Source organism: Streptomyces sp. NPDC048606 (assembly GCF_040650855.1).
In the GTDB taxonomy this organism is placed as follows: domain Bacteria; phylum Actinomycetota; class Actinomycetes; order Streptomycetales; family Streptomycetaceae; genus Streptomyces.
Map to the genome: position 1 here is coordinate 146,983 of NZ_JBEZIB010000016.1, position 23,961 is coordinate 170,943.

At 74.1% G+C, this 23,961-nt stretch carries 18 protein-coding genes and 1 pseudogene; 5 read left to right on the forward strand and 14 right to left on the reverse strand.

The genetic code is table 11. The annotated features are described in order from the left end of the window. Positions 1 to 104: 104 nt before the first annotated feature. From AB0D01_RS19295 to AB0D01_RS19305, 3 genes are all read right to left on the reverse strand, one after another. Positions 105 to 2,123, reverse strand: a complete 2,019-nt coding sequence (locus AB0D01_RS19295) for a tetratricopeptide repeat protein (RefSeq protein ID WP_363056706.1) — start codon at positions 2,121 to 2,123, stop codon at positions 105 to 107. Positions 2,124 to 2,409: 286 nt separating this feature from the next. Next, entirely contained in the window at positions 2,410 to 3,048 is a 639-nt protein-coding gene (locus AB0D01_RS19300) for an NUDIX hydrolase (protein WP_363056708.1), read from the reverse strand. 85 nt (positions 3,049 to 3,133) lie between these two features. Then, positions 3,134 to 4,786 carry a CTP synthase gene (locus tag AB0D01_RS19305; protein WP_363056710.1) on the reverse strand — a complete coding sequence of 551 codons (1,653 nt, stop codon included), beginning with the start codon at positions 4,784 to 4,786 and terminating at the stop codon, positions 3,134 to 3,136. Positions 4,787 to 5,235: 449 nt separating this feature from the next. Between AB0D01_RS19305 and AB0D01_RS19310 the strand changes: the two genes are divergently transcribed. The 3 genes from AB0D01_RS19310 (at position 5,236) to AB0D01_RS19320 (ending at position 10,197) form a co-directional block, all read left to right on the forward strand. Beyond that, entirely contained in the window at positions 5,236 to 7,065 is a 1,830-nt protein-coding gene (locus AB0D01_RS19310; protein WP_363056712.1) for a glycoside hydrolase family 15 protein, read from the forward strand. Between the two features lie 68 nt (positions 7,066 to 7,133). Then, positions 7,134 to 8,516: an FAD-binding oxidoreductase gene (locus tag AB0D01_RS19315; RefSeq protein WP_363056714.1), complete on the forward strand. Its 1,383-nt coding sequence runs from the start codon at positions 7,134 to 7,136 to the stop codon at positions 8,514 to 8,516. Positions 8,517 to 8,574: 58 nt separating this feature from the next. Further along, on the forward strand, positions 8,575 to 10,197 hold the full coding sequence (locus tag AB0D01_RS19320; RefSeq protein WP_363056716.1) for a PucR family transcriptional regulator: 1,623 nt from the start codon (positions 8,575 to 8,577) through the stop codon (positions 10,195 to 10,197). Positions 10,198 to 10,930: 733 nt separating this feature from the next. On the opposite strand, the gene AB0D01_RS19325 is transcribed toward AB0D01_RS19320, so the two are convergent. The 5 genes from AB0D01_RS19325 to AB0D01_RS19345 all read right to left on the reverse strand — a co-directional run bounded on the left by AB0D01_RS19325 (position 10,931) and on the right by AB0D01_RS19345 (position 16,172). Beyond that, positions 10,931 to 12,049 (reverse strand): glycosyltransferase family 4 protein, encoded by a 1,119-nt coding sequence (locus AB0D01_RS19325; RefSeq protein WP_363056718.1) that lies wholly within the window; start codon positions 12,047 to 12,049, stop codon positions 10,931 to 10,933. Between the two features lie 226 nt (positions 12,050 to 12,275). Continuing rightward, the gene (gene recN / locus AB0D01_RS19330) at positions 12,276 to 14,003 is read right to left on the reverse strand and encodes a DNA repair protein RecN (protein WP_363056762.1); all 1,728 of its coding nucleotides are present in this window, start codon (positions 14,001 to 14,003) and stop codon (positions 12,276 to 12,278) included. A 93-nt stretch (positions 14,004 to 14,096) separates the two neighbouring features. Then, entirely contained in the window at positions 14,097 to 15,020 is a 924-nt protein-coding gene (locus tag AB0D01_RS19335) for an NAD kinase (RefSeq protein WP_363056720.1), read from the reverse strand. Between the two features lie 41 nt (positions 15,021 to 15,061). Then, positions 15,062 to 15,877: a TlyA family RNA methyltransferase gene (locus tag AB0D01_RS19340; protein ID WP_363056722.1), complete on the reverse strand. Its 816-nt coding sequence runs from the start codon at positions 15,875 to 15,877 to the stop codon at positions 15,062 to 15,064. A 7-nt stretch (positions 15,878 to 15,884) separates the two neighbouring features. After that, positions 15,885 to 16,172 (reverse strand): hypothetical protein, encoded by a 288-nt coding sequence (locus AB0D01_RS19345; protein ID WP_363056724.1) that lies wholly within the window; start codon positions 16,170 to 16,172, stop codon positions 15,885 to 15,887. A gap of 65 nt (positions 16,173 to 16,237) precedes the next feature. On the opposite strand from AB0D01_RS19345, the gene AB0D01_RS19350 reads away from it, so the two are divergent. Then, a complete protein-coding gene (locus AB0D01_RS19350) occupies positions 16,238 to 16,585 on the forward strand; it encodes an SCP2 sterol-binding domain-containing protein (protein ID WP_363056726.1) in 348 nt (115 codons plus the stop codon). A gap of 170 nt (positions 16,586 to 16,755) precedes the next feature. Here AB0D01_RS19350 and AB0D01_RS19355 read toward each other — a convergent pair whose 3' ends face one another. The 4 genes from AB0D01_RS19355 to AB0D01_RS19370 all read right to left on the reverse strand — a co-directional run bounded on the left by AB0D01_RS19355 (position 16,756) and on the right by AB0D01_RS19370 (position 20,993). After that, complete coding sequence (locus AB0D01_RS19355; protein ID WP_363056766.1) at positions 16,756 to 17,610, reverse strand: ABC transporter ATP-binding protein; 855 nt, start codon at positions 17,608 to 17,610, stop codon at positions 16,756 to 16,758. 71 nt (positions 17,611 to 17,681) lie between these two features. Next, complete coding sequence (locus tag AB0D01_RS19360) at positions 17,682 to 18,725, reverse strand: iron chelate uptake ABC transporter family permease subunit (protein ID WP_363056768.1); 1,044 nt, start codon at positions 18,723 to 18,725, stop codon at positions 17,682 to 17,684. Between the two features lie 47 nt (positions 18,726 to 18,772). Then, positions 18,773 to 19,819 (reverse strand): iron chelate uptake ABC transporter family permease subunit, encoded by a 1,047-nt coding sequence (locus AB0D01_RS19365; protein WP_363056728.1) that lies wholly within the window; start codon positions 19,817 to 19,819, stop codon positions 18,773 to 18,775. A 142-nt stretch (positions 19,820 to 19,961) separates the two neighbouring features. After that, positions 19,962 to 20,993 (reverse strand): HAD-IIA family hydrolase, encoded by a 1,032-nt coding sequence (locus tag AB0D01_RS19370; RefSeq protein WP_363056730.1) that lies wholly within the window; start codon positions 20,991 to 20,993, stop codon positions 19,962 to 19,964. Positions 20,994 to 21,118: 125 nt separating this feature from the next. Here AB0D01_RS19370 and AB0D01_RS19375 point away from each other — a divergent pair, with 125 nt between their 5' ends. Continuing rightward, the gene (locus tag AB0D01_RS19375; protein WP_363056732.1) at positions 21,119 to 22,390 is read left to right on the forward strand and encodes a DUF1015 domain-containing protein; all 1,272 of its coding nucleotides are present in this window, start codon (positions 21,119 to 21,121) and stop codon (positions 22,388 to 22,390) included. A 72-nt stretch (positions 22,391 to 22,462) separates the two neighbouring features. On the opposite strand, the gene AB0D01_RS19380 is transcribed toward AB0D01_RS19375, so the two are convergent. Beyond that, positions 22,463 to 23,308: a hypothetical protein gene (locus AB0D01_RS19380; protein WP_363056734.1), complete on the reverse strand. Its 846-nt coding sequence runs from the start codon at positions 23,306 to 23,308 to the stop codon at positions 22,463 to 22,465. Then, positions 23,290 to 23,961, reverse strand: a pseudogene (locus AB0D01_RS19385) (hypothetical protein); the annotation flags it as partial. The pseudogene AB0D01_RS19385 and the gene AB0D01_RS19380, both read right to left, overlap by 19 nt.

The following is a 23,961-nucleotide window of genomic DNA, read 5'->3' on the forward strand; positions in this document are numbered from 1 at the left end:
CATACCCGCCCACAAGAACGCGCAACGGGATGCACCACGGGATGCCGCGGTGAACCCAGTCTAATGAAGGATGACTCGCTGTCTAGCCTTGCAAACGAATAATCTCAGTCGGAAGTACTACGGATTTCGCAGGCTGCGGGGTCGTCTCCCAGCAATCTGTCGGCTGCGGACCGGTGCAGCCTGGCCGCCGCCGGATCCCCGAGCCGGTCCAACGTGTCGGCGAGGCGGACCTGGAGCGCGGCCTGAAGCCGCAGGTCGCCGGCCCTGCGCGCCAGCTCGATCGCCTCCCGGCAGGTGTGCAGGGATTCCTCGGGCCGCCCGGCGTACTCCTGGACCCGGGCCATCTCGCTCAACGCCTTGGCCTGTCCCGGGACATCGGCGAGCTTGCGGTACCCCGCGGCGGCCGCGCGCCAGGCGCGCAGCGCCTCGCCGTAGCGGCCCGCGTAGGTGTGCACGTTGCCCAGCCGGCCGTAGAGGCGGGCCTCGTCGGCGCGCTCCCCGCGCGCCAGCGCGTGCGACAGCGCCCGCCCGAACCAGTCGGAGGCCCGGGGCCAGTCCGCCAGCTCCTGGTAGGCACCGCCTACGGATTCCATCGCGCGGCCGGTCGCGTACGGGTCCCGGGCCGCCTTCCCCGCGACCAGCGCCGCCCGGTAGCGCTCCAGCGCCTCGCGGGTCCGGCCGGTCGCGGCGTCCAGGTCGGCCAGGTTCAGCAGCGCGGCGGCCTGCTCGCGGGGCAGGTCGCGCCGCTCGGCCACGTCGAGGACGAGCCGGTGCAGCCCGTAGAGCTCCGGGGCGGCGGCCTCGGTGCCGCGGTGCGCGGCCAGGGCCCGGACCAGGGCCGCGACCAGCCTGCGGGCCAGGGTGTCCAGCCCGCCGTCGGCCACGGCCAGTGTGGCGGCGCCGGTCAGCGCGGGCAGTCGGGTGTCGAGCCAGGTGGAGGCGGCCCGCCGGTCGGGGAAGCGCAGGGCGCGCGGCAGGCCGTCCAGCTTCTCGGGCCCGCCGATGCCCGGGTCCTCGTCGGTCTCCGCCATGGCCCGGCAGGAGGTCAGCAGGCGTACCGTGCGCTCCAGCATCCTGGCCCGGGCGAGCTCGACCTCGGCGGGGCGCTCCTTGGTCTCCAGCAGGCCCTGGAGCAGCGGCGCGAGGCAGCCCGGCAGCAGGAACATGCCGTCGTGGGCGTGCCGGACGAGGCCCAGTCCCGCGAAGTCCTCCAGGGTGGACTGCGCGGCGGCCACCGAGCAGCCCGCGAGGGCCGAGGCGGTGTGCGAGTCGAGGATCCCGGCGGGGGCCAGCGGCAGCAGCCTCAGGGTGCGCTGGGCCGGCTGCGGCAGGGACTCGTAGACGAGCCGGAAGGCGCGGCCGAGGGGGCCGTGGACGCCGGAGGGCATGTCGTGGAGCTGCTTGGCGACGTCGGCGACGGCGGCCTTGGGGTGCGCGGCGAGCCAGCCTCCGGCGAGTGCGAGCGCGGCGGGCGCTCCCCCGCAGGCCTCGGCGAGGCCCTCGGCGGCGCGCGGGTCGACGGTGACGCGGGTGTCGCCGATGAGGCGGCCGAGCAGGGCCACCGCGGAGGGGGTGTCCAGTCCGCCGAGGGTGCACGGGCGGACGTCCGGGATCCCGGTGAGCGGGCCCTCCGCGGTGACGACGACCAGGCATTCGGGGGTGTCCGGGAGCAGCGCGTCGACCTGGTACGGGTCGGCGGCGTCGTCGACGAGCAGGATGACGCGCCGCCCCGCCACGGCCTCGCGCAGCGCGGCGCTCAGGTCGTCCTCGGCGGCCCCCGGCGGGGTCGGTCGGCCGAGCCCCTCCAGGAGGGTGCGCACGGCCCGGTCGGTGGGGAGGGTGTCGCCGCCGGGGGCGGTCAGCCGTACCCGGACGAGCCCGTCGGGGTACTCGTCGGCGACCTCGCGCACCAGCGCCTCGGCGAGGGCGGTGCGTCCGGAGCCGGGCCGGCCCGCGATGAGCAGCACCCGGGCCCGGGGCGCCTTGGCCTTGCGGCCCGAAAGGGTGTCGAGCCCGGTCCGTGCGATGTCCTCGCGCAGCTCCTTGAGCTCACGCCGCCGCCCGACGAAATCCGTCACGGATCCGCTCCTCTCCCTGCCTCCGGGTTGCCGAGCGTAGTTCACGCAGAGCGACGGCCCGTGTGGAGCGTGGCGGACAGATCCCCCGATCGGATCAGCAGATGGTCACCTTTTCACCCCGAGGACCCCCGGAGGACCCCCGTAAGCCCTCCGTAGGCCCTCCGGAGGCGTCCCGCACTCCCTCCGGGCACCGCCCGGACGCCCCGGCCGGTCCGCGCTGCCGCGGCCCGCGGGGGCCGGTCCCGGAGGTTCCGCGCGGGCCCCGGTGTCCGTCGTCGAACCCCGTCGCCGCCCGGAGGTCGCGGGGCGGCCGGGCGTTCGACGGCAGGCCCTACGAGGCCTCGTAGGGGCGGGCCGGCCAGGGCGCGAGGGCCGGCCGCAGCGCGTCCGGACCGCCGTCGCGCGTCAGCGCCGCCTTCAGGGCCAGGACGCCGACCACCAGCGCGGCGTTGCCCAGCTCGCCCGCCAGGGCCCCGTCCACCAGCTCGTCCAGGGCCACCCAGGCCACCTCCATGTCGGCCTCCTCGGAGTCGGTCTCCCCGTACCGCTCCCCCTCGGCCTCCGACACGCCGCGCGCGAGGAACACCCGGACCGCCTCGTCCGAGCCGCCCGGGGAGGGGTGGAAGTCGACGAGCACCCGCCAGTCGTCGGCCGCGAGGTGCGCCTCCTCGTACAGCTCGCGCCGCGCCGCCTCCAGCGGGTTCTCCCCCGGCACGTCCAGCAGCCCGGCGGGCAGCTCCCACAGCCGGCGCCGCACCGGGTGGCGGTACTGGCTCAGCACCAGGACCCGGCGCGCCTCCTCGTCCAGGGCGACCACGCACACCGAACCGGGGTGGACCTGGTAGTCCCGGCGGGCCACCGAGCCGTCCGGCATCCGCACCTCGTCGGAGTCGACGGCGGTCTTGGCGCCCTGGAAGGGCCGCCGGGTCGACAGCGTCTCCCAGGACTCCGACGTATCGCTGATCCCCATGAACCGTGCCCTCCACAACGCGCGACAGCCGGGGTACGGATCTTCCGTACCCCGGCTGCCTACGTTATGCGCTCAGGCGCTCACGTCACTTCGCGGACTGCTGACGCTCCACGGCGGCCTTGACCAGACCGGCGAAGAGGGGGTGCGGCCGCGTCGGGCGGGAGCGGAGCTCCGGGTGGGCCTGCGTGGCCACCAGGTAGGGGTGGACCTCGCGCGGGTACTCGACGTACTCGACGAGCTTGTTGTCCGGGGAGGTGCCCGAGAAGACCAGGCCGGCCTTCTTCTCCAGCTCGGAGCGGTAGGCGTTGTTGACCTCGTAGCGGTGGCGGTGGCGCTCGTCCACGTACGCCTGGTCCCCGTACACCTCGCGCACGATCGAACCCTCGGCGAGCTTGGCCGGGTACATGCCCAGGCGCATGGTGCCGCCCAGGTCGCCCGCGCCCTCGACGAAGGCCAGCTGCTCCTCCATCGTGGAGATCACCGGGTTGGCGGTGGAGGCGTCGAACTCGGTGGAGTTCGCGTCCTCGATGCCCGCCAGGCTGCGCGCGGCCTCGATGACCACGCACTGCAGGCCCAGGCACAGGCCGAGCAGCGGGATCCGGTTCTCGCGGGCGTAGGTGATCGCGCCGACCTTGCCGTTCACGCCGCGGTCGCCGAACCCGCCGGGCACGCAGATCGCGTCGACGTCGGACAGCTGCGCCGCGGCGCCGGCCGGGGTCTTGCAGTCGTCGGAGGTGACCCACTTGATCTGCACGCGGGCCTTGTTGGCGAAACCGCCGGCGCGCAGCGCCTCGGTCACCGACAGGTAGGCGTCGGGCAGGTCGATGTACTTGCCGACCAGCGCGACCTTGACCTCGTGGTCGGGGTTGTGGACCCGGTCCAGCAGGTCCTCCCACACCGTCCAGTCGACGTCGCGGAACGGCAGGTCGAGCTTGCGCACGACGTAGGCGTCGAGGCCCTCGGTGTGCAGCACCTTGGGGATGTCGTAGATCGACTTGGCGTCGATGGCCGCGACCACGGCCGCCTCGTCGACGTCGCACATCAGCGAGATCTTGCGCTTGATGGAGGTGGGGACGTCGCGGTCGGCGCGCAGCACGATGGCGTCGGGCTGGATGCCGATGTTGCGCAGGGCGGCGACCGAGTGCTGGGTCGGCTTGGTCTTCAGCTCGCCCGAGGGGCCGATGTAGGGCAGCAGCGAGATGTGCACGACGAAGACGTTGTCGCGGCCGACCTCGTGGCGGACCTGGCGGACGGTCTCCAGGAACGGCAGCGACTCGATGTCGCCGACCGTGCCGCCGACCTCGGTGATGACGACGTCGACGTCGTCGGTCGCCATGCGGCGGATGCGGTGCTTGATCTCGTTGGTGATGTGCGGGATGACCTGCACGGTGTCACCGAGGTACTCGCCGCGGCGCTCCTTGGCGATGACCGTGTTGTAGACCTGGCCGGTCGTCACGTTCGCCGAGCCGTCGAGGTCGACGTCGAGGAAGCGCTCGTAGTGGCCGATGTCCAGGTCGGTCTCGGCGCCGTCGTTGGTGACGAACACCTCGCCGTGCTGGAACGGGTTCATCGTGCCGGGGTCGACGTTCAGGTACGGGTCGAGCTTCTGCATCGTGACCCGCAGGCCGCGCGCCTTCAGCAGCGCACCCAGGCTGGAGGCCGTCAGCCCCTTGCCGAGGGACGAAGCGACACCCCCGGTGACGAAGATGTGCTTGGTCGTCATGGATTTGGGCGGCATCGCCAAGAGGGGGCTCCCGTGGTCGCGAGGTGAGGTGCGTCCGGCGCCGTTCCGCGGAGATCCGGAGGGGTCTCAGGGGGCGCCGAAGCTGCGGTTTCGGGGCTCCTGATTCGCACAGGCAGACCACCGGTCCACGGGGTACCAGCCTATCAGCGCCCGGGACGGTCCGCCTCCGGGCGCGCGGCGCGGCACGCTTCCCGAGGGCCCCGGACCCGCCCCGACGAGGGCGTTCTCCCAGGTCACCCGTTCAGCCGAGTCACATTGTCCCAGGACTTAAGGAGATCACTAGGGTGCCGTCATACCCTGCTCGGATACCGCTGCACATCGCCGCCGAGCAGTCCGGCAAACGGCGTAACCTCGCCCGTTCCGGCAATCTAGGACTCGACGCGGGGATCCCTGCGCACAGGAGACCGCGCGACAGCGCATTGCAAGCGCCCTACGGGGCGGACGTGGCCGTTCGACTGGAGAGCAACGTGTCCGGGCGCATCGAGGATTACGCACTGATCGGGGACATGCAGACCGCGGCGCTGGTCTGCCGGGACGGGGCGGTGGACTGGCTCTGCCTGCCACGCTTCGACTCCCATGCCGTCTTCGCGAGCCTTCTGGGCACCGAGGAACACGGGTTCTGGCGCATCGGCCCGGCCTTCGCTCCCGGTACGGAGGCCCCGCGGGCCGCGCGCAGGCGCTACCGCGGCGATTCGCTGGTGCTGGAGTCGGAGTGGGACACCCCGCGGGGGACCGTCCGCGTCATCGACTTCATGCCACCCCGCGAGGACCACGCACCGCAGCTGATCCGCATCGTGGAGGGCGTCAGCGGACGCGTCCCGATGCGTTCGGCCCTGCGCATGCGTTTCAGCTACGGACGGATCGTGCCGTGGGTGCACAAGGTCGACGGGCGCACCGTGGCCGTCGCCGGCCCCGACTCGGTGTGGCTGGACACCCGCGCGCAGACCTACGGCAAGGACCTGACGACGTACTCGGACTTCACCGTCGCCCCCGGTGACCGGGTCGCCTTCGCCATCAGCTGGCAGCCCTCCCACAAGGGCGCCCCCGAGTGCCCCGACGCCGAGGCGGCCCTGGAGGCCACCTCGGAGTTCTGGCGGGAGTGGGTCGACCACTGCACGTACCACGGGCCCTACCGGGAGGCGGTGGTCCGTTCCCTGATCACCCTCAAGGCCCTCACGTACGCCCCCACGGGCGGGATCGTCGCCGCCCCCACCACCTCCCTGCCGGAGGAGATCGGCGGGGTCCGCAACTGGGACTACCGCTACACGTGGCTGCGCGACGCCGCCATCACCCTCTCCTCGCTGCTGCGCACCGGCTACCGCGAGGAGGCCTCGGCCTGGCGGGACTGGCTGCTGCGGGCCGTGGCCGGCGACCCGGAGAACCTCCAGATCATGTACGGGATCGCGGGCGAGCGCGAGCTCGGCGAGACCGAACTGGACTGGCTCCCCGGCTACGAGAACTCCGGCCCCGTGCGCGTGGGCAACGGCGCCGCGCACCAGCTCCAGCTCGACGTGTACGGCGAGGTCACCGAGGCCCTGCACCTGGGCCACATGACCGGCCTGGCCCGCAACGACTACGCCTCGCTGCTCCAGCTCAAGCTGATCCGCTACCTGGAGACGCACTGGATGGAGCCCGACGAGGGCATCTGGGAGGTCCGCGGTCCGCGCCGGCACTTCGTGCACTCGAAGGTCATGGCGTGGGTGGCCGTGGACCGCACGATCAAGCTGATCGAGAGCGGCGACGCGGACGGCCCGCTGGAGCGCTGGCGGCAACTGCGCGACGAGATCCACGCCGACGTCTGCGAGAAGGGCTACGACAAGGACCGCAACACCTTCACGCAGTCCTACGGCTCCCGGGAGCTGGACGCCTCGCTGCTGCTGATCCCGCAGATGGGCTTCCTGCCCCCCGACGACAAGCGGGTCATCGGCACGATCGAGGCGATCCAGCGGGAGCTGTCCACCCCGGACGGCTTCATCCTGCGCTACCCGACGGCCGGCGAGGAGGCGGGCGTGGACGGCCTGGAGGGCGACGAGGGCGCCTTCCTCGCGTGCTCGTTCTGGATGGCCGACGACCTCGCGATGATCGGCCGGGTCGACGAGGCCCGCCGGCTCTTCGAGAAGCTGCTCTCGCTCCGCAACGACCTGGGGCTCCTCGCCGAGGAGTGGGACCCCAAGCTCCAGCGGCAGGTCGGCAACTTCCCGCAGGCCTTCAGCCACGTCCCGCTCATCGACACGGCGCTGCGGCTGACGGCCAGCGGGGCCTACGGGGGCTGACGCGCGACCCGTTCCGTGCCCGCCTACGCTGGAGGGGTCCCAGCCCCTCTCGCGAAAGGGGGGTGGCCATGGCGCCCCTCTCGAAGGCGGGTACGGCGCTCGTCGAACTCCGTGAGGACCTCTCCGGAGCGGTGTTCGCCCCCGGCGACCCCGGGTACGACGAGTCCCGGGTCCGCTTCAACGCGCTGATCGACCGCAGGCCCGCCGTGATCGCCGAGTGCGCGGACCCGCAGGACGTGGTCACCGCCGTCCGTTTCGCCCGGGGGCTCGACCTGCCGATCGCGGTCCGCGGCGGCGGGCACAGCGTCGCCGGCATGTCCGTCAACGACGGCGGGCTGGTCGTCGACCTGCGCCGGATGAACGAGGTGACGGTCCATCCGGCCGCACGGGCCGTCCACGTCGGCGGCGGCGCGACGATGAGCCACCTCGACCGGGCCTGCCAACCGTACGACCTGGCCACCACCGGCGGCCGGGCCTCGACCACCGGCGTCGGCGGCTTCGTCCTGGGCGGGGGCACCGGCTGGCTCGACCGGAAGTTCGGGCTGGCCGTCGACAACCTGCTGGGAGTCGACCTGGTCACCGCCGACGGCGAACTCCTGCACGCGAACGCCGAGGACAACCCCGAACTGTTCTGGGGACTGCACGGCGGCGGCGGCAACTTCGGCATCGCGACCTCCCTGACCCTGCGGCTGCACGAACTGCCGCACATGTCGATCGCCATGCTCCTCTACGCGCCGGAGCGCGGGCCCGAGGCGGTCCGCGCCTACCGGGACGTCATCGAGTCCGGGCCGCCCGAGGCGAGCGGTGCCGCGCTCTACCTGACCGCGCCGCCGGAGGAGTTCGTCCCCCCGCACCTGGTGGGCACGCTGCTGGCGGGCGTCCTGCTGACTTACGCGGGCCCCGAGGAGGAGATGCGCCGGCTCGCCGCGCCCCTGCTGGCCGTCCCGCACGAGGTGGAGATCGTCACGGCCATCCCGTACGCCGACCTCCAGTGCATGATCGACGACCCGCCGGGACTGCGGAACTACTGGTCCGCGGAGTACCTCACGGGCGCCCCCGACGAGCTCGTGGACGTCTTCTGCGCCCGCGCCGACTCCATGCCCGTACCCACCCACACGCAGCACCTCCTCTTCCCGCAGGGCGGCGCCATCGCCTCGGCCCCCGGCGACCACCCGATCGCGTTCCGCGACGCGCCCTGGGGCGTGCACCCCTTCGCGATCTGGGAGGACCCCGCCGATGACGAACGGGCCCGCCAGTGGGTCAAGGACGTCCGCGCCGACGTCCGCCCGTGGAGCACCGGCGCGATCTACCTCAACTTCACCGGGGACGAGGGCGCCGAGCGGGTCGTCGCCGGCCTCGGCGAGGAGCACATGCGGCGCCTCGGCGCGCTGAAGCGGCAGTACGACCCGGACAACGTGTTCCGCTTCAACCACAACATCACCCCGAGCTGAGGCACGGACCACCCCCCGTGATGCGTCCGCGACCGTCCGGAAGGTAGCGTCCCGCGACATGGACAACCAGGGCGGGATCACGGTTCAACGGGCACTGGAGCTCCCGGGACTGCGCGGCGGCCTCCCGGAGGTGGTGGCCTGCGCCGACCGGCTCGGCCGCACCGTCCGCTGGGTGCACGCCGGCGAGGTCCCCAACATCGCCTCCCTCCTCAAGGGCGGCGAGTTGCTGCTCACCACCGGCCTGGGCCTGGGCACCCGCCCCGCCGAACAGCGGGCCTTCGTACGCCGCCTCGCGGACCGGGGCATCGCCGCCCTCGTCGTCGAACTCGGCCCCCGCTTCACCCGGCTCCCGGCCACGCTCGTCGAGACCGCGCGGGCGGCGGGCCTGCCGCTGGTGCAACTGCACCGCGAGGTCCCGTTCGTCACCGTCACCGAAGAGGTCCACACCGAGATCGTCAACGGCCACTACGCGCTGCTCCAGCGGGCGGAGGAGGTCCACCGGCGCTGCACGGAGGCCCTGTTGGGCGGCGGCGGGATCCCGCAGGTGCTGCGGATCCTCGCCGACTTCACCACCAACCCGGTGTTCCTGGAGACCCCCGACGGCCAACTGCTGTACGCGGCCGGCCCGGCCGCCGGCGAGGCCGCCGCCGACCCGCTCCAGGTCTGGGAGGGCCTACGGGGCCAACGCGCCGCCGAACCCCCGGGCAACGCGGTGGTCGTCGACGTGCCCGGCGGCGGCCCCGGCACCGGATCCGTCCGCGCGCGCCTCGTCCTGCTGGGCGTCGGCAACCCGCTGCTGCCGGTGCACCGGATGGCGGCGGAGCGCACGGCCGGGGTGCTGGCGGTGGTGCTGATGCAGGCGCGCCAGGAGGACGAACTGGCCGCGCGCGGCCGGGGCGACTTCCTCACCGACCTGGCCGAGGGCCGCATCTCGGCGGAGGACGCCCCGGCGCAGGCCCGCGTCCTGGGCTTCCGGCCCGGGACCGGGCCGCTGCTGCCGATCGTGATGCGGCTGTCCACCGATCTCGGCGCGGCCGGCGGGTGGGCGGTGCTGGCCCGCGCCGTACTGGAGGAGCTGTCCTCCGTCGGAGTGCCGGTCCTCCTCGGGGTCCGGCCCGTGGAGGGTCGGGTCCCGCTGCTGGTGTCGCTGCGCGCCGAATCCGAACGCACCGCCGTGGCCGACCGGGTCGCCGCCGCGCTGCGGGCCGGCGTCGAACGCGCCGGGCTGGACCGGGCCGGGGCCCCGCCGGCGGTGGTCGTCGGCGTCTCCGGGAGCTGGGCGGCGGCCTCGGCGGGGCTGCGGCACGCGGCCGAGACCGCCACCGCCGCCCACGGCCTGCCGGCCCGGCCCTGGTACGACGCCCGCCGCCTGGACATCGACCTGCTGCTGTGGCGGCTGCGGGAACACCCGGACCTGGCGGCGTTCGTCGACCGGGCGATCGGGGCGCTGCGCGTGCACGACGCGCACTCGCGGCCGCCGTTGCTCCCGACGCTGGAGACGTACCTGGCGCACGCGGGCCGCAAGGCGGAGACGGCCCGCGAGCTCCACCTCAACCGCCAGACCCTGTACAACCGCCTGGCCCGCATCTCGGAACTCCTGGGCACGGACCTGGACGACCCCGAGACGGTCCTCTCCCTCAGCCTCGCCCTCCGCGCCCGCCGCCACGCCCAACCCTCCTGACGCGCCGCGCCTCGCCTCCTCGACGCGCCGCTCGCACCGCTCGGCCGCGGCCGGCCTCCCGGGCTTCGCGCCGCTGCGCCGGGCTGTGCCTCCTCGACGCGCCGCTCGCACCGCTCGGCCGCGGCCGGCCTCTCGGGCTTCGCGCCGCTGCGCCGGACTCCGTCCGTCGACCGCCGGACGGGGTCCGGGCCGGGGCCGGTTGGCATGTGGCCGCTGCCGACGGGCTGGGCAACCGAATCCCGGCCGGGGCCGGTTGGCGTGTGCCGGTTCCCGGCCGGGGTTCCGCTGCGCGGGGCTCGTCCCCTACCCGCCCTTCCACCGTTCCCGCCTCAAACGCCGGCGCGGCTGACAACCACCCCGTGACCGGCCCGGCGGACCGATCGACCACCGCGCCACCCCGTGCCGCGCGGGAGCCGGGGCGCACCCCGCCGGCGCTCGACGCGCCGGGGGTCGGGGTGACTGCCCCAGCCACGCCGAGGGGCCTGGGGCCCGGGCCGCAGCCCTACCCCTCCCAGCCCCGCCGGCGCTCGATACGCAGGGCCCGGGGCGCAGCCCCACCCCCCGCCCCGCCGGAGTTCGTTGCGCGGGGGTCCGGGGGCGGAGCCCCCGAAACGGGGGCCGGGGCGCGGCCCCGGGAAACGGAGAAAGGGCGGGGCGGGGAGACGGCACCGCGCAGCGGCACCCACACCGGCACCCGGCAGCGAGACCGCCCCGCCGCCGGCACCCGGCAGGGTCAGCGGCCGCGTTCCATCAGTTCGTCGTAGACGGCCAGGACCTGCGCCACCGTCTCGTCCTCCGACGGCCACGTCGCGGCCTGCGCCCGCCCCGCCTCCCCCAGCTCCGCCCGCCGCCCCGGATCCGCCAGCAGCGCGGCCACCGCGCCCGCCAGCGCCCCGGAATCCCCGTAGGGCACGAGCACGGCCGCGTCCCCGACCAGTTCCGGTACCGCGCCGACCTCGGTCGCCACCAGCGCCACCCCGGCCCGCAGGGCCTCCTGGGCCAGCGGGGAGCGGCCCTCCCAGCGGCTCGGCAGCACCGCCACGTCCGCCGCGGCGAGCAGCCGGTCCGCGTCCGGGCGCCGTCCCAGCAGCCGGACCGGAAGCCCCTCCTCCTCGATGCGCCGCGTCAGTTCGGGACGTAGCGGCCCCTCCCCGGCGATCACGAGCAGCGGCAGCGGTTCCATGACCCGCCACGCCCGTGCCGCGTCCATCAGGACGGAGTAGCCGCGGCGCGGGACCAGGCTGCCGACGGCCACCACCAGCGGTCTGTCCACGGCGCCCAGTTCCGCCCGGGTCTTGTCGGCGTCCACGGCGCCGGCCGTGCTCGGTACGGCGGGCGCGGCCAGTCGCGCGTCGCGCGCCCCGCGCCGCCGGGCGAGGTCGACCTGGTCGAAGGAGGCGCCCAGGACGACGGCCGCCGCCCGGGCCACCCGGCCCTCCAGGAGGCGGCTCAGCCGGCCCAGCATCCCCTGCGGCTCGGGGGCGCCGCCGTGCCAGGTGACCACGAGCGGGACCCTGCGCCCCGCCCGGCGTCCGCTCAGGGCCAGCGCGGCCCGCAGGCCGGCCCGTACCCCGTGGGCGTGGACGAGGTCGGCGCGTGCGCAGGCGGCCCGCAGGGCGGCCACCGCGTCCGGGGTGAACTCCGCTCCGGCGCCGGTGAAGTCGTACTCCCCCTCGGCCGCGACGGGGGCGCACACGGTGACGCGCACGCCCCTGGCGGCCAGCCCCGTGGTCAGGGACCGTACGTGCGCGCTGCTGCCCGCGCCCGCGCCGCCGAGGACCTGGACGGTGCGCAGCGGGGGTCGCCCGTACGGTTGTGCGGGGACCGGGATCGGGACCGGGGAGCTGCTCACGGGCCGAAGCTCCAGGGTGAGACGTCAGGGACGTCGCCCAGGATGCCAGTCCGCACGCGCGTTCCGGGACCATACGGGTGCGGATCCGGTACGAGATACCGCACTCCGCCCCACAGCCTCACCCACACGGGCTACCGCCGCGCCCCGCCGGAGCCGGGTCCGCCGGCCGGCGGAGGGGCCGAGGGCCCGGGGCGGTGTCCGTCCCGGGCCTTCGGCGACCCGTCGCTCAGGCGTCGGCGCGCGCCGCCGCGAGGAGTTCCTCGGCGTGGGCCCGCGCGGTCTGGGAGTCCTCCTGGCCGGCCAGCATCCGCGACAGTTCGCGGACCCGGTCCTCGCCCTCCAGCACGGTCACCCCGGAGCGCGTGACGGATCCGTCGACGGTCTTCTCCACCAGCAGTTGGCGGTCCGCGAAGGCGGCCACCTGCGGCAGGTGCGTGACGACGACCACCTGGGCGGTCCGCGCGAGCTTGGCCAGCCGCCGCCCGACCTCGACGGCGGCCTTGCCGCCGACGCCCGCGTCGACCTCGTCGAAGAGGTACGTGGGGACGGGGTCGGAGCCGGCGAAGACGACCTCCACCGCCAGCATGACCCGGGACAGCTCGCCGCCCGAGGCGCCCTTGGCGATGGGCCGGGGCTGGGCGCCCGGGTGCGGGGCCAGCAGCAGTTCGACGTCGTCGGCGCCCGAAGGCCCGTAGGCGACCGGTCGGCCGGCGACCTCGACGCCGTCGGGGTCCTCGCTCTGGCGGATGTCGAAGGTGACCCGGGCGTGCGGCATGGCCAGGGAGGCGAGTTCCTCGGTGACGGCGGAGGCGAAGCGTTCGGCGGCCTCCGTGCGGGCGTCGGTCAGCGCCTGCGCCAGTTGGGACAGTTCGGCCCGCAGCGCGTCGCGTTCGGCGGTGAGTTCGGTGATCCGGTCGTCGTCCCCGTCGAGTTCCAGCAGCCGCGCCGCGCCGGTCTCGGCCCAGCGCAGTACGGAGCCCAGGCCGCCTTCGGCGTCGCCGTACTTGCGCACCAGCTGGGTCAGGGCCGCCCGCCGCTCCTCCACGGCGGCCAGCCGCAGCGGATCGGCGTCCAGGTCGTCGGCGTACCCGGCGAGCTCTCCGGCCACGTCGGCGAGGAGGATGCCCAGCTCCCCGATCCGATCGGCGAGCGCGCCGAGCGCCTTGTCGTGGGAGCGTACGGATTCCAGCGCGCGGTGCGCGCCGGCGACGAGCGTGTTGGCGTCGACGCCCTCCGGGTCCTCCATGTCCCCGGCGAGGGCGGCGTGGGCGGCCTGCGCGGCCGAGGCCAGCGATTCGGCGTGGCCCAGGCGCTCGGCCTCGGAGGCCAGCTCGGCGTCCTCGCCGGTCAGCGGTTCGACGGCGGCGATCTCGTCGAGTCCGAAGCGCAGCAGGTCCGCCTCCTGGGCGCGTTCCCGGGCCCGGGTGGTGATGGTGTCGAGTTCCCCGGCGACGGTGCGCAGCCGGCGGTAGGCGCCCGCGTACTTCTCCAGGGGGACGGCCACGGCGTCCCCGGCGTACCGGTCGAGGGCCTGGCGCTGTCGGGCGGGCCGCAGCAGGCCCTGCTGGTCGGTCTGGCCGTGGACGGCGACGAGGTCGTCGGCGAGTTCGCCGAGCAGGCCGACGGGCACGGAGCGGCCGCCGACGTGGGCGCGCGAGCGCCCCTCGGCGGACACCGTCCGGCTGATCAGCAGGGCGCCGTCGTCGAGTTCGGCCCCGGCCTCCTCGGCGCGCAGGGCGGCGGGGGCGTCGGGGCGCATGACGAGGCGGCCCTCGACCACCGCCGCCTTGGCCCCGATCCGCACCAGGGCGGGATCGGCGCGCCCGCCGAGCAGCAGCCCGAGGCTGGTGACGACCATCGTCTTGCCCGCGCCGGTCTCGCCCGTCACCGCGGTGAATCCGGGCGACAGCTCGACCACCGCGTCGTCGATGACCCCGAGCGACCGTATCCGCATCTCCTCAAGCACGGGACGACGATACCGAGGTTTCCCGGGTGCGATGTGACGTCACCCGGCCGGATCTTCTCGAACGGGTGTGCTATTTAGGGGTTACTGGTGGGGCGCCCCGCGCCAACCGGACACGGGCAGCGCGAACTTCGCCACGAGCCGGTCGGTGAACACCGCGTGGTGCAGCCGGGCGAGTCGCACCGGCACCGAACCCCGCCGCACCTCCACCCGGGCGCCCGACGGCAGCTCCAGCGTCCGCCGCCCGTCGCACCACAGCACCCCGTGCGGGGTACCGGTCTGCACCTCCACCGCCAGCACCGAGTCCGGCGAGGTGACCAGCGGCTTCGCGAACAGCGCGTGCGCGCTGATCGGCACCATCAGCAGCGCCTCCACCTCGGGCCACACCACCGGGCCGCCCGCCGAGAAGGCGTACGCGGTCGAGCCGGTCGGCGTCGCGCACACGATGCCGTCGCAGCCGAAGCCGGTGACCGGACGCCCGTCGATCTCCAGGACGACCTCCAGCATCCGCTCGGGGGACACCTTCTGCACCGCGGCCTCGTTCAGCGCCCAGTCCCGGTGGACGATGTCACCGTTCGTCCGGACGAGTACGTCGAGCGTCATCCGCTCCTCGACCTCGTACGCCCTCGTGACCACCCGGTCGACGACCTTGTCCAGATCGTCGCGCTCCGCCTCGGCGAGGAAGCCCACCCGACCGAGGTTCACGCCCAGCATCGGCACCCCGGAGCCGCGCGCGAACTCCGCGCCGCGCAGCAGCGTCCCGTCACCGCCCAGCACGATCAGCAGCTCGCACCCGTCGAGCACCTTCGGGGTGCACTCGGCCACGAGCTCCACCTCGGGCGGCAGCGGCAGGTCCACCGCCTCGTGCTCCAGCACCCGCACCCCGAGCCCGGAGCGCAGCAGCCCCTGGACGACCAGCTCGGCGCTGCGGATCGCGGCCGGCCGGCCGGTGTGCGCGAGCAGGAAGACCGTACGCGCCCCCTCCGGTTCCGCTCCCGCCCCCGCCACGGCTCCCGACGTTGCTGACGCTGCTGACTCTGACGAATCTGTCACTGCGGCCCCTCCGCCACTGCACGATCGACGTCCCCCGGGTCGAGTGCCGGTGCGCCCGCCCGCAGCCACAGAAAGTACTCGACGTTGCCCGACGGCCCGGGCAACGGGCTCGCGGTCACCCCGAGCACCCCCAGCCCCAGCTTCCAGGCCTGCGCCGCGACCTCCCGTACGGCCTCCGCGCGCAGCTCGGGGCTGCGCACCACTCCCCCGCTGCCCAGGCGCTCCTTGCCCACCTCGAACTGCGGCTTGACCATCAGCACCAGGTCCGCGCCGGGCGCGGTGCACCCCACCAGCGCGGGCAGGACCAACCCGATCGAGATGAAGGACAGGTCGCCGACCACCAGGTCCACGGGGATCCCGTCGATCAGCTCGACCGTCAGTTCACGCACGTTCGTGCGGTCCTTGACCGTGACGCGGTCGTCGCTCTGCAGCGACCAGGCGAGCTGCCCGTAGCCGACGTCGACGGCGACCACGTGGGAGACGCCCGCGCGCAGCAGGACGTCGGTGAACCCGCCGGTCGAGGCGCCCGCGTCCAGGGCCCGACGGCCCTCGACCGCCAGTCCCAGCGGGCGGAACGCCGCGAGGGCGCCCGCGAGCTTGTGGCCGCCCCGGGAGACGTAGTCGGGGTCGCTGTCGTCCTTGAGGACGACCAGGGCCGCGCTGGTCTCGACCTGGGTGGCCGGCTTGGTCGCGGTGGTACCGCCCACGGTCACCCGGCCCGCGGCGATCAGCTGGGCCGCGTGCTCGCGCGAGCGGGCCATGCTGCGGCGTACGAGTTCGGCGTCCAGGCGGCGGCGTGCCACTCCTGCCACGTTCGGTTCAGCTCCTGTTTTCGTAAGGTCCGGGGACCGGCGGTGCGTCCAGCGCGCTCAGCGCCTCACGCAGTCCCCCGTGCACATCCTCGTACACCCGCGGGTGCCCGTCGGTCGCCAGGTGGTCCGCGTCCGCGAGGCGCTCCAGGTGCGCGTCCACGCCGGGGTGCCCGGTGGGGGTCCTCTCCAGGCCCAGCGGCGCGGGCCCGACCGGCTGTCCGGGGGTCTGCGCCGGGGGCCGGTCCGTCGGCTCCTCGGGGACGTCCGGACCGCTTCCGGACACTGCGTCGGTCATGCCCCGACGCTACCCCGAAGCGCGGCCGCGACCACGCGCGGCTCTGCGGTACGGTCGTGATCACCATGGCTACGACCGAGGAGTGCCGCGAAGCACTCGACCGACTCTCCGACAACCTGAGGCGTGCCGACGGCGACGTCCGCGGCGCCGCGGCCTTCGACCGCTCGCTCAGTTGTCACATCACCGACCTCGACGAGACCTTCACCGGCCGCCTCGACGGCGGCCGGATCACGGTCCAGGCCGTCGCGCCCGGCCCGCCCCGCGCGAAGGCCGAGATCCGGCTCGCGATGACCGGCGACGACCTGGTCGCGCTGGTGGCGGGCGAGCTGAAGTTCGCGAAGGCCTGGGCCTCCGGCCGGGTCCGCCTGGAGGCCGGCTTCCGCGACCTCCTGCGGCTCAAGAGCATGCTCTAGCCGCCCCCGACCGGCCCGGACCGCACGCACGGACGCCCGAGCGGTACGGACGGGCCTGCCGGGCCGCACGGGCCTGCCGTGCGGTACGGGCCTGCCGTGCGGTACGGGCCTGCCGGGCCACACGGGCCCGAGGCGCCGGAGCCGCGCGCCGGCGCCCTCCCCCGCCGCGGCTACGCGCTGTGGGCGACCACCGCGGTACGCGCCTGGCGCGCGGCCGGGACCACCAGCGGGGTACCGGTCTCCGGGTCGTCGATGATCCGGCAGCGCACCCCGAACACCTCCTCGACCAGCTCGGAGGTGACCACCTCGGCGGGCGGCCCCTCGGCGACGACCACGCCGCCGCGCATGGCGATCAGGTGCGTGGCGTAGCGCGCGGCCTGGTTGAGGTCGTGCAGCACCGCCACCAGCGTCCGGCCCTGGTTCTCGTGGAGCTCCGCGCACAGGTCGAGCACGTCGAGCTGGTGCTGGATGTCCAGGTACGTCGTCGGCTCGTCCAGCAGCAGCAGCGGCGTCTGCTGGGCCAGGGCCATCGCGATCCACACGCGCTGGCGCTGACCGCCCGACAGCTCGTCCACGGCCCGGTCGGCCAGCTCGGCGACCCCGGTGGACGTCATCGACTCGACGACGATCCGCTCGTCCTCCGCCGACCACTGGCGCAGCAGACCCTGGTGCGGGTACCGGCCGCGCGAGACCAGGTCGGCGACGGTGATCCCGTCCGGGGCGATCGAGCTCTGCGGGAGCAGGCCCAGCGTCTTGGCGACCTTCTTCGCGGGCATCGAGCCGATGGACTGACCGTCCAGCAGCACCCGCCCGACGGACGGCTTCAGCATCCGCGACAGCGCCCGCAGCAGCGTGGACTTGCCACAGGCGTTGGGGCCGACGATCACCGTGAAGGAGTTGTCGGGTATCTCCACCGACAGGCCCTCGGCGATGACCCGCTGGTCGTAGCCCAGGGTGACGTTCTCCGCGGACAGCCGCTGCACTCGCGTACTCCTCGTGTTGCCGTTCAAGCCGTTGTCACCGATGCGACCGCGGTCGCCCGCCCCGCCGGTCCCGCCGTGGTCCTCGGCCGTGCCGACGACCCCGTCCCGCCCGCTCATATCCGTCCCGCCTTGCGCTCGACGACGAGCAGCCACAGCAGGTACACGCCGCCGACCAGCCCGGTCACCACGCCCACCGGCAACTGGTCCGCGCCGAAGGCCCGCTGCGAGGCCAGGTCGGAGGCCAGCAGCAGGACGGCGCCCATCAGCGCGCCCGTCAGCAGGTTCGAGCCCGGCGAGCGGGTCAGCCGGCGGGCCAGCTGGGGCGCCGCCAGCGCGACGAAGCTGATCGGACCGGCCGCCGCGGCGGCGGCGGTGGTCAGGACGATCGCCGCCAGCATCAGCAGCATCCGGGTCCGCTCCACGGGCACGCCCACGGCGTACGCCGCGTCGTCACCCATCTCGATCATGCGCAGGGCCGGACCCTGCGCGAGGATCAGCGGGAACAGCACCGCGCAGGTCACCAGCAGCGGCCACACCTGCGCCCAGTCCCGCCCGGCCAGCGAGCCGGTCAGCCAGACCATCGCCCGGGTGGCCTCGACGAGCTGCGCCTTGGCGATCAGGTACTGGATCACGGCGACGAGCACGGCCGAGGCACCGATGCCGACCAGCACCAGCCGGTAGCCGTTGATGCCCCGCTTGTAGGCCAGCAGGTAGACGACGACACCGGTCAGCACGCCACCGACGACCGCGCCCACCGCGACCCCGTTCGCGTCGGCCTTGAACAGGACGATCGCGACGAGCGCGCCCACCGCCGAGCCGTACGCGAAGCCCAACATGTCGGGGGAGCCGAGCGGATTGCGCGAGACGGACTGGAAGACCGCCCCCGACATGCCGAGGGCCGCGCCCACCAGCACCGCCACCAACACCCTGGGCAGGCGCAGGTCGTTGACGATGAAGTCGTTCGCGGGGGTGCCGTTGCCGAGCAGGGTCCGGACGACGTCCAGCGGGGCGATCTCGAAGTCGCCGGTGCCGATCAGGACCACGGCCAGGGCGAACGTCGCGACCGCCAGGACCAGGCCGACCAGTTGGGCGCGCGGCTCGACGCGCAGCGAGAGCCGGCCGGGGCCGCGCAGCGCCCGCAGCGCCGGCTTCGGCACCCGCGCCGGCTTCGGCGCCGGCTTCGTCGGGGCGGTGGGGGTCGCGCTCACAGCTGGGCCATCCTCTTGCGCCGAACCAGGTAGATGAAGACGGGCCCGCCGATGAGCGCCGTGACGATGCCGACCTGGAGTTCACCGGGCCGGGTGACGACCCGTCCGACCACGTCGGCCCCGAGGAGCAGCACGGGCGACAGGACCGCCGAGTACGCGAGCACCCAGCGCATGTCCGGCCCGGTGATGATGCGCACCAGGTGCGGGATCATCAGGCCGACGAAGACGATCGGACCGCAGGCGGCGGTCGCGGCCCCGCACAGCAGGGTGATGGCGACCATGGCGCCGATCCGGGTCCGCGTCAGGTGCGCGCCGAGCGCCCGCGCGGTGTCGTCGCCCATCGCCATCGCGTTGAGCGACCGGCCCAGCGCCAGCGCCAGTGCGGCGCCGACCACCAGGAAGGGCGCGACCTGCCGGACGGTGTCCATGTTGGCGGAGGCCAGCGAACCGACGGTCCAGAAGCGCAGCTTGTCCAGCGCCTTGCTGTCCATCAGCTGCACGGCGTTGATGTAGCCGACCAGTGCCGCGCTGGCCGCCGTACCGGCGAGCGCGAGACGGACCGGGGTGGCGCTGCGGCTGCCGCCGAGCACGTACACGACGACGGAGACGACCGCGGCACCCAGGAAGGCCCACCAGACGAACTCGTTCAGGGTCGCGGCGCCGAAGAAGCTGATCGCGGACACGACGGCCGCGGCGGCGCCGGCGTTGACGCCGAGGATGCCGGGCTCGGCCAGCGGGTTGCGGGCCAGCGCCTGCATCACCGCGCCGGACAGCCCGAGCCCCATGCCGACCAGCACCCCGAGGACGGTGCGCGGGACCCGCAGGTCCCGCACCACGACGTCGTCGGGGGTGCCCGCGTAGTGGAACAGGCCGTGCCACACGTGGTCGAGCGGCATGGGCTTGGCGCCCACGGCGATGCTCGCGACCGCGACCAGGGCCAGCACGACGACGGCTGCGAGCAGACCGGCCGCGCGCGCGCCGTTCCGCGTGCGGGGGGCTACGGCCTGGGCCGCGCTCTGTTCTGGGGGACTCTCGACCAACACGCAGGTTAGGTTAGCCTACCCTCCGACCGAAACGCCCCTCTGAACAGCCCCTCTTCCGCACGCGAAGGACCCGAACACCCCGCGCGACGCCGCGCGGGGCGACCCACCGCACGGCCGACGCCCCGCCCCGCGACGCGATCGGCTACAGCCCCAGCAGCGCCAGCGCCTTGCCCGCGTCCAGCCCGCAGGAGCCCTCACCGGCCCGCGTCCACGCCGCCGCGCACAGCGCCCGCAGCCCGTCGAGCGGATCGCCCTCGCCCCGCAGCTCCAACGCCTCCGGCCCCGCGAACGCCGTCCAGCCGCCGCAGCGGAAGCCCTCCCCGACCGGCGTCACCTCCGGCTGCCCGGTCAGCAACCCGCGCAGGTCCCGGTCCACGTACGTCGGCCGGTACTTCGGCTCCGCCCTCAGCAGCCGCGCCCCGTCCGTCACCCCGGTCAACACCAGCAGCGAGTCCACGTCCCCGTTGAACGCGCCCTCGATGTCGGTGTCCAGCCGGTCCCCGACCACCAGCGGCCGCTTCGCCCCGGTCCGCAGCACCGTCTCCCGGTGCATCGGCGGCAACGGCTTGCCCGCCACCCTCGGCTCGGCGCCCGTGGCGATCCGGACGACCTCCACGGCCGCCCCGTTGCCCGGAGCGATGCCCCGCGCCCCCGGGATCGTCAGGTCCGTGTTGGACGCGTACCAGGGCACCCCCCGGTTGATCGCGTACGAGGCCTCCGCGAACCGCTCCCACGCCAGCGTCGGACCGCCGTACCCCTGCACCACGGCCGCGAGCCCCTCCTCGTCGGCCGAGTCCACCGGCACCAGCCCGCGCTCGCGCAGCGCGACCCGCAGCCCCTCGCCACCGATCACCAGCACCTTGGACCCCGGCGCCACCTCCTCCGCGATCAGCCGCGCCACCGCCTGCGCCGAGGTGATCACCTCCCCGGCCTCCGTCGGGACGCCGAGCTCGCTCAAGTGCTCCGCGACCGCGTCCGGAGTGCGCAGCGCGTTGTTCGTGACGTACGCGAGGTGCATCCCGTCGGCCCGGGCCACCGCCAGGGACTCCACCGCGTGCGCGATGGCCCGCCCGCCCGCGTACACCACCCCGTCCAGGTCCAGCAGGGCCGTGTCGTACGCCTGGTGGAGGCTCCGCTCGCTGCCCGCGGGACTGGTCCTGCTCTGCCGGGTCATCTGGCCACTCCTCTATACCGTTCCTACACCGCTGACGATTCTTGTGATCGATCTTGTCCGAGTTTGCACTGCCCCGGTACCGCCCCGCTCATCCCGTATGGCGAGACGCGTCTTACCATGCACCAATGACCACACCTGGCAACGCGGAGCACGGGCTGCGCCTGATCCCCTTCCACGGACTGCGCTATGTCCCGGAGCGCGTCGGCAGTCTGGCCGCCGTCACCTCCCCGCCGTACGACGTGGTCGTGCGCCCCGACGGAGTCGACTACCTCGAATCCGCCGACCCGCACAACATCGTCCGGCTGATCCTCCCGCAGGCCGAGACCCCGGCCGCCCGCAACGAGCAGGCCGCCCGCACCCTGCGCGACTGGCTCGCCGAGGGCGTCCTGAGCGCCGACCCCCGCCCCGCGCTCTACGTGTACGAGCAGCGCAAGGCCGGAGTCCTGCAACGCGGCGTCATCGGCGCCCTGGCCCTGTCCGGCGCCGAGGCCGGCGTCGTCCTCCCCCACGAGGACGTCATGCCCGAGGTGGTCACCGACCGGGCCGGTCTGATGCGTGCCACTTCGGCCAATCTCGAACCGCTGCTGCTCACCTACCGGGGCAACGGTCCGGGCACGGGCGCCGCCGCGATCATCGAGGCCACCGCCGCCGGCGAACCCCTGCTGTCGACGGTCACCGAGGACGGCTTCCGCCACAGCCTGTGGGCCATCACCGACCCCGACGACCTGAAGGCCGTCACCGCCGACCTCGCCACCCGCCAGGCCCTCATCGCCGACGGACACCACCGCTGGGCGACGTACCTGCGCCTCCAGGAGGAGCACGGCTCGCCGACGCCGTGGGACTTCGGACTGGTCCTCCTCGTCGACACCGTCCGCTACCCGCTCCAGGTCCGCGCCATCCACCGCATGCTGCGCCGCCTCCCCCCGGCCCGGGCCCTGGCCGCCCTGGAGGGCTCCTTCCGGGTGCGTCCCGTCGACGGCCCGCTGCCGCTGGCCCTGGAGACCCTCGCGGACGCCTCGGAGCGCGGCAACGCCTTCCTCCTCACCGGCGACGGCACCTTCCACCTGGTCACCGACCCGGATCCGGCGCTCATCGCGCGCACCGTCCGCCACGACCGGCCCGAGGCCTGGCGCCGGCTGGACGCGACGGTCCTGCACGCCTCCCTGCTGGACACCCTGTGGGAGGTCCCGGACACCCCGGACCACATCACCTACATCCACGACAGCGCCGCCACGGTGGCGATGGCCGAGCGGCACGGCGGCACGGCCGTCCTGCTGCACCCGGTCCGCGAGGACGTCGTACGGGGCCTGGCCCGCCAAGGCGTCACGATGCCCCGCAAGTCGACCTCCTTCGGCCCGAAGCCGGCCACCGGACTGGTCCTGCGCAGCCTGGACTGACCGGGCGCCGACCCGGCCCCGGACATGCGAAAGGGCGGTACCCCCGAGGGGGTACCGCCCTTTCGTCATCGGCTAGGCGCGGTCGCGCTCGTCGTCCTCGACGACGACCAGTTCGTCGGTCACGTCGACTTCGGCGTCGGCCGCGGCGACGGGCTCGTACTCCTCGTCGTCCTCGTCGTAGTACTCGGCCATGTCGGAGGCGCGCTCGGCCGCGGCGATCTCCGCCGCGTCCTCGTCGTCCTCGTCCTCGTCGTCCTCGAAGTCCACGTCGGCGTCGGCCTCGGTCACGGCGGCGTCCACGAACTCCACGCCGTCGAGCTCGGCGAGTCGGTCGGAGGCGTCCGTAGCCCCGTCCTTGTCGGCCTCGATGGTCTTGCCGAACCACTCGCGCGCCTCGTCCTCACGGCCGGCGGCCAGCAGGGCGTCGGCGTAGGCGTACCGCAGGCGCGCGGTCCACGGCTGGACGGCGTTGGAGGCCAGCTCCGGGCTCTGCAGGGTCACGATGGCGGCGTCGAGCTCGCCCATGTCCCGGCGGGCACCGGCGGCGACGAGACGCATCTCGACCTGACCGGCCTTGTCCAGCTTCTGCACCTCGGGCTCGCCGGCCATGGCCAGGGCCCGCTCCGGGCGGCCGAGGCCGCGCTCGCAGTCGGCCATGACGGGCCACAGCTCGACGGAACCGGTCATGCGCTTGGCGGCACGGAACTCGGCGAGCGCCTCGCTGTACTTCTGCGTGGCGTACGCGGCGAAGCCGGCGGCCTCGCGGACGGCGGCGACGCGGGAGGCCAGACGCAGGGCGATGCGGGCGTACGCGTACGCCTGCTCCGGGTCCTCGTCGATGAGCCGGGCGACCATGACCAGGTTGCGCGAGACCTCTTCGGCCAGGCCCTTGGGCAGGCTCAGGAGCTCCTGACGCACGTCGGCGTCGATCTCGTGGCCGGTGACGTCCTCGTCGATGGGCAGACGCTTGACCGGGTCACGGTCGCGGTCCGCGCGGAAGTCGCGGTCGCCACCACGGTCATCGCGGCCGCCACGGTACCCACCACGGTCGCCACCCCGGTCGTCACGACGCGGGTAGGACGGGCGGTCCCCACCGCGGTCACCGCGGTCGTCACGGCGGAAGCCGCCACCGGAGGGACGGCCGCCACGGTCGTCGTCACGACGGGGGTACGACGGACGGTCGTCCCGACGCGGGTAGGAGGGACGGTCCCCACCACGGTCGTCACGACCGCCACGGAAACCGCCACGGTCGTCATCGCGACGGGGGTACGAGGGACGGTCGCCCCGGTCGTCACGGCGGAAGCCGCCACCGGAGGGACGGCCGCCACGGTCGTCGTCACGACGGGGGTACGACGGACGGTCGTCCCGACGCGGGTACGACGGACGGTCGCCGCCACGGTCGTCGCGACCGCCACGGAAACCACCACGGTCGTCATCACGACGCGGGTAGGAAGGACGACCGCCACGGTCGTCGTCACGGCGCGGGTACGACGGACGGTCGCCACCGCGGTCATCGCGACCGCCACGGAAACCACCACGGTCGTCATCACGACGCGGGTAGGAAGGACGCC

Coding starts and splice junctions, on each gene's coding strand:
- recN (WP_363056762.1), bottom strand. CDS start 14,003: ATGCGGATACGGTCGCTCGGGGTCATCGACGACGCGGTGGTCGAGCTG.
- AB0D01_RS19305 (WP_363056710.1), bottom strand. CDS start 4,786: ATGCCGCCCAAATCCATGACGACCAAGCACATCTTCGTCACCGGGGGT.
- AB0D01_RS19315 (WP_363056714.1), top strand. CDS start 7,134: ATGGCGCCCCTCTCGAAGGCGGGTACGGCGCTCGTCGAACTCCGTGAG.
- AB0D01_RS19300 (WP_363056708.1), bottom strand. CDS start 3,048: ATGGGGATCAGCGATACGTCGGAGTCCTGGGAGACGCTGTCGACCCGG.
- AB0D01_RS19375 (WP_363056732.1), top strand. CDS start 21,119: ATGACCACACCTGGCAACGCGGAGCACGGGCTGCGCCTGATCCCCTTC.
- AB0D01_RS19350 (WP_363056726.1), top strand. CDS start 16,238: ATGGCTACGACCGAGGAGTGCCGCGAAGCACTCGACCGACTCTCCGAC.
- AB0D01_RS19370 (WP_363056730.1), bottom strand. CDS start 20,993: ATGACCCGGCAGAGCAGGACCAGTCCCGCGGGCAGCGAGCGGAGCCTC.
- AB0D01_RS19320 (WP_363056716.1), top strand. CDS start 8,575: ATGGACAACCAGGGCGGGATCACGGTTCAACGGGCACTGGAGCTCCCG.
- AB0D01_RS19345 (WP_363056724.1), bottom strand. CDS start 16,172: ATGACCGACGCAGTGTCCGGAAGCGGTCCGGACGTCCCCGAGGAGCCG.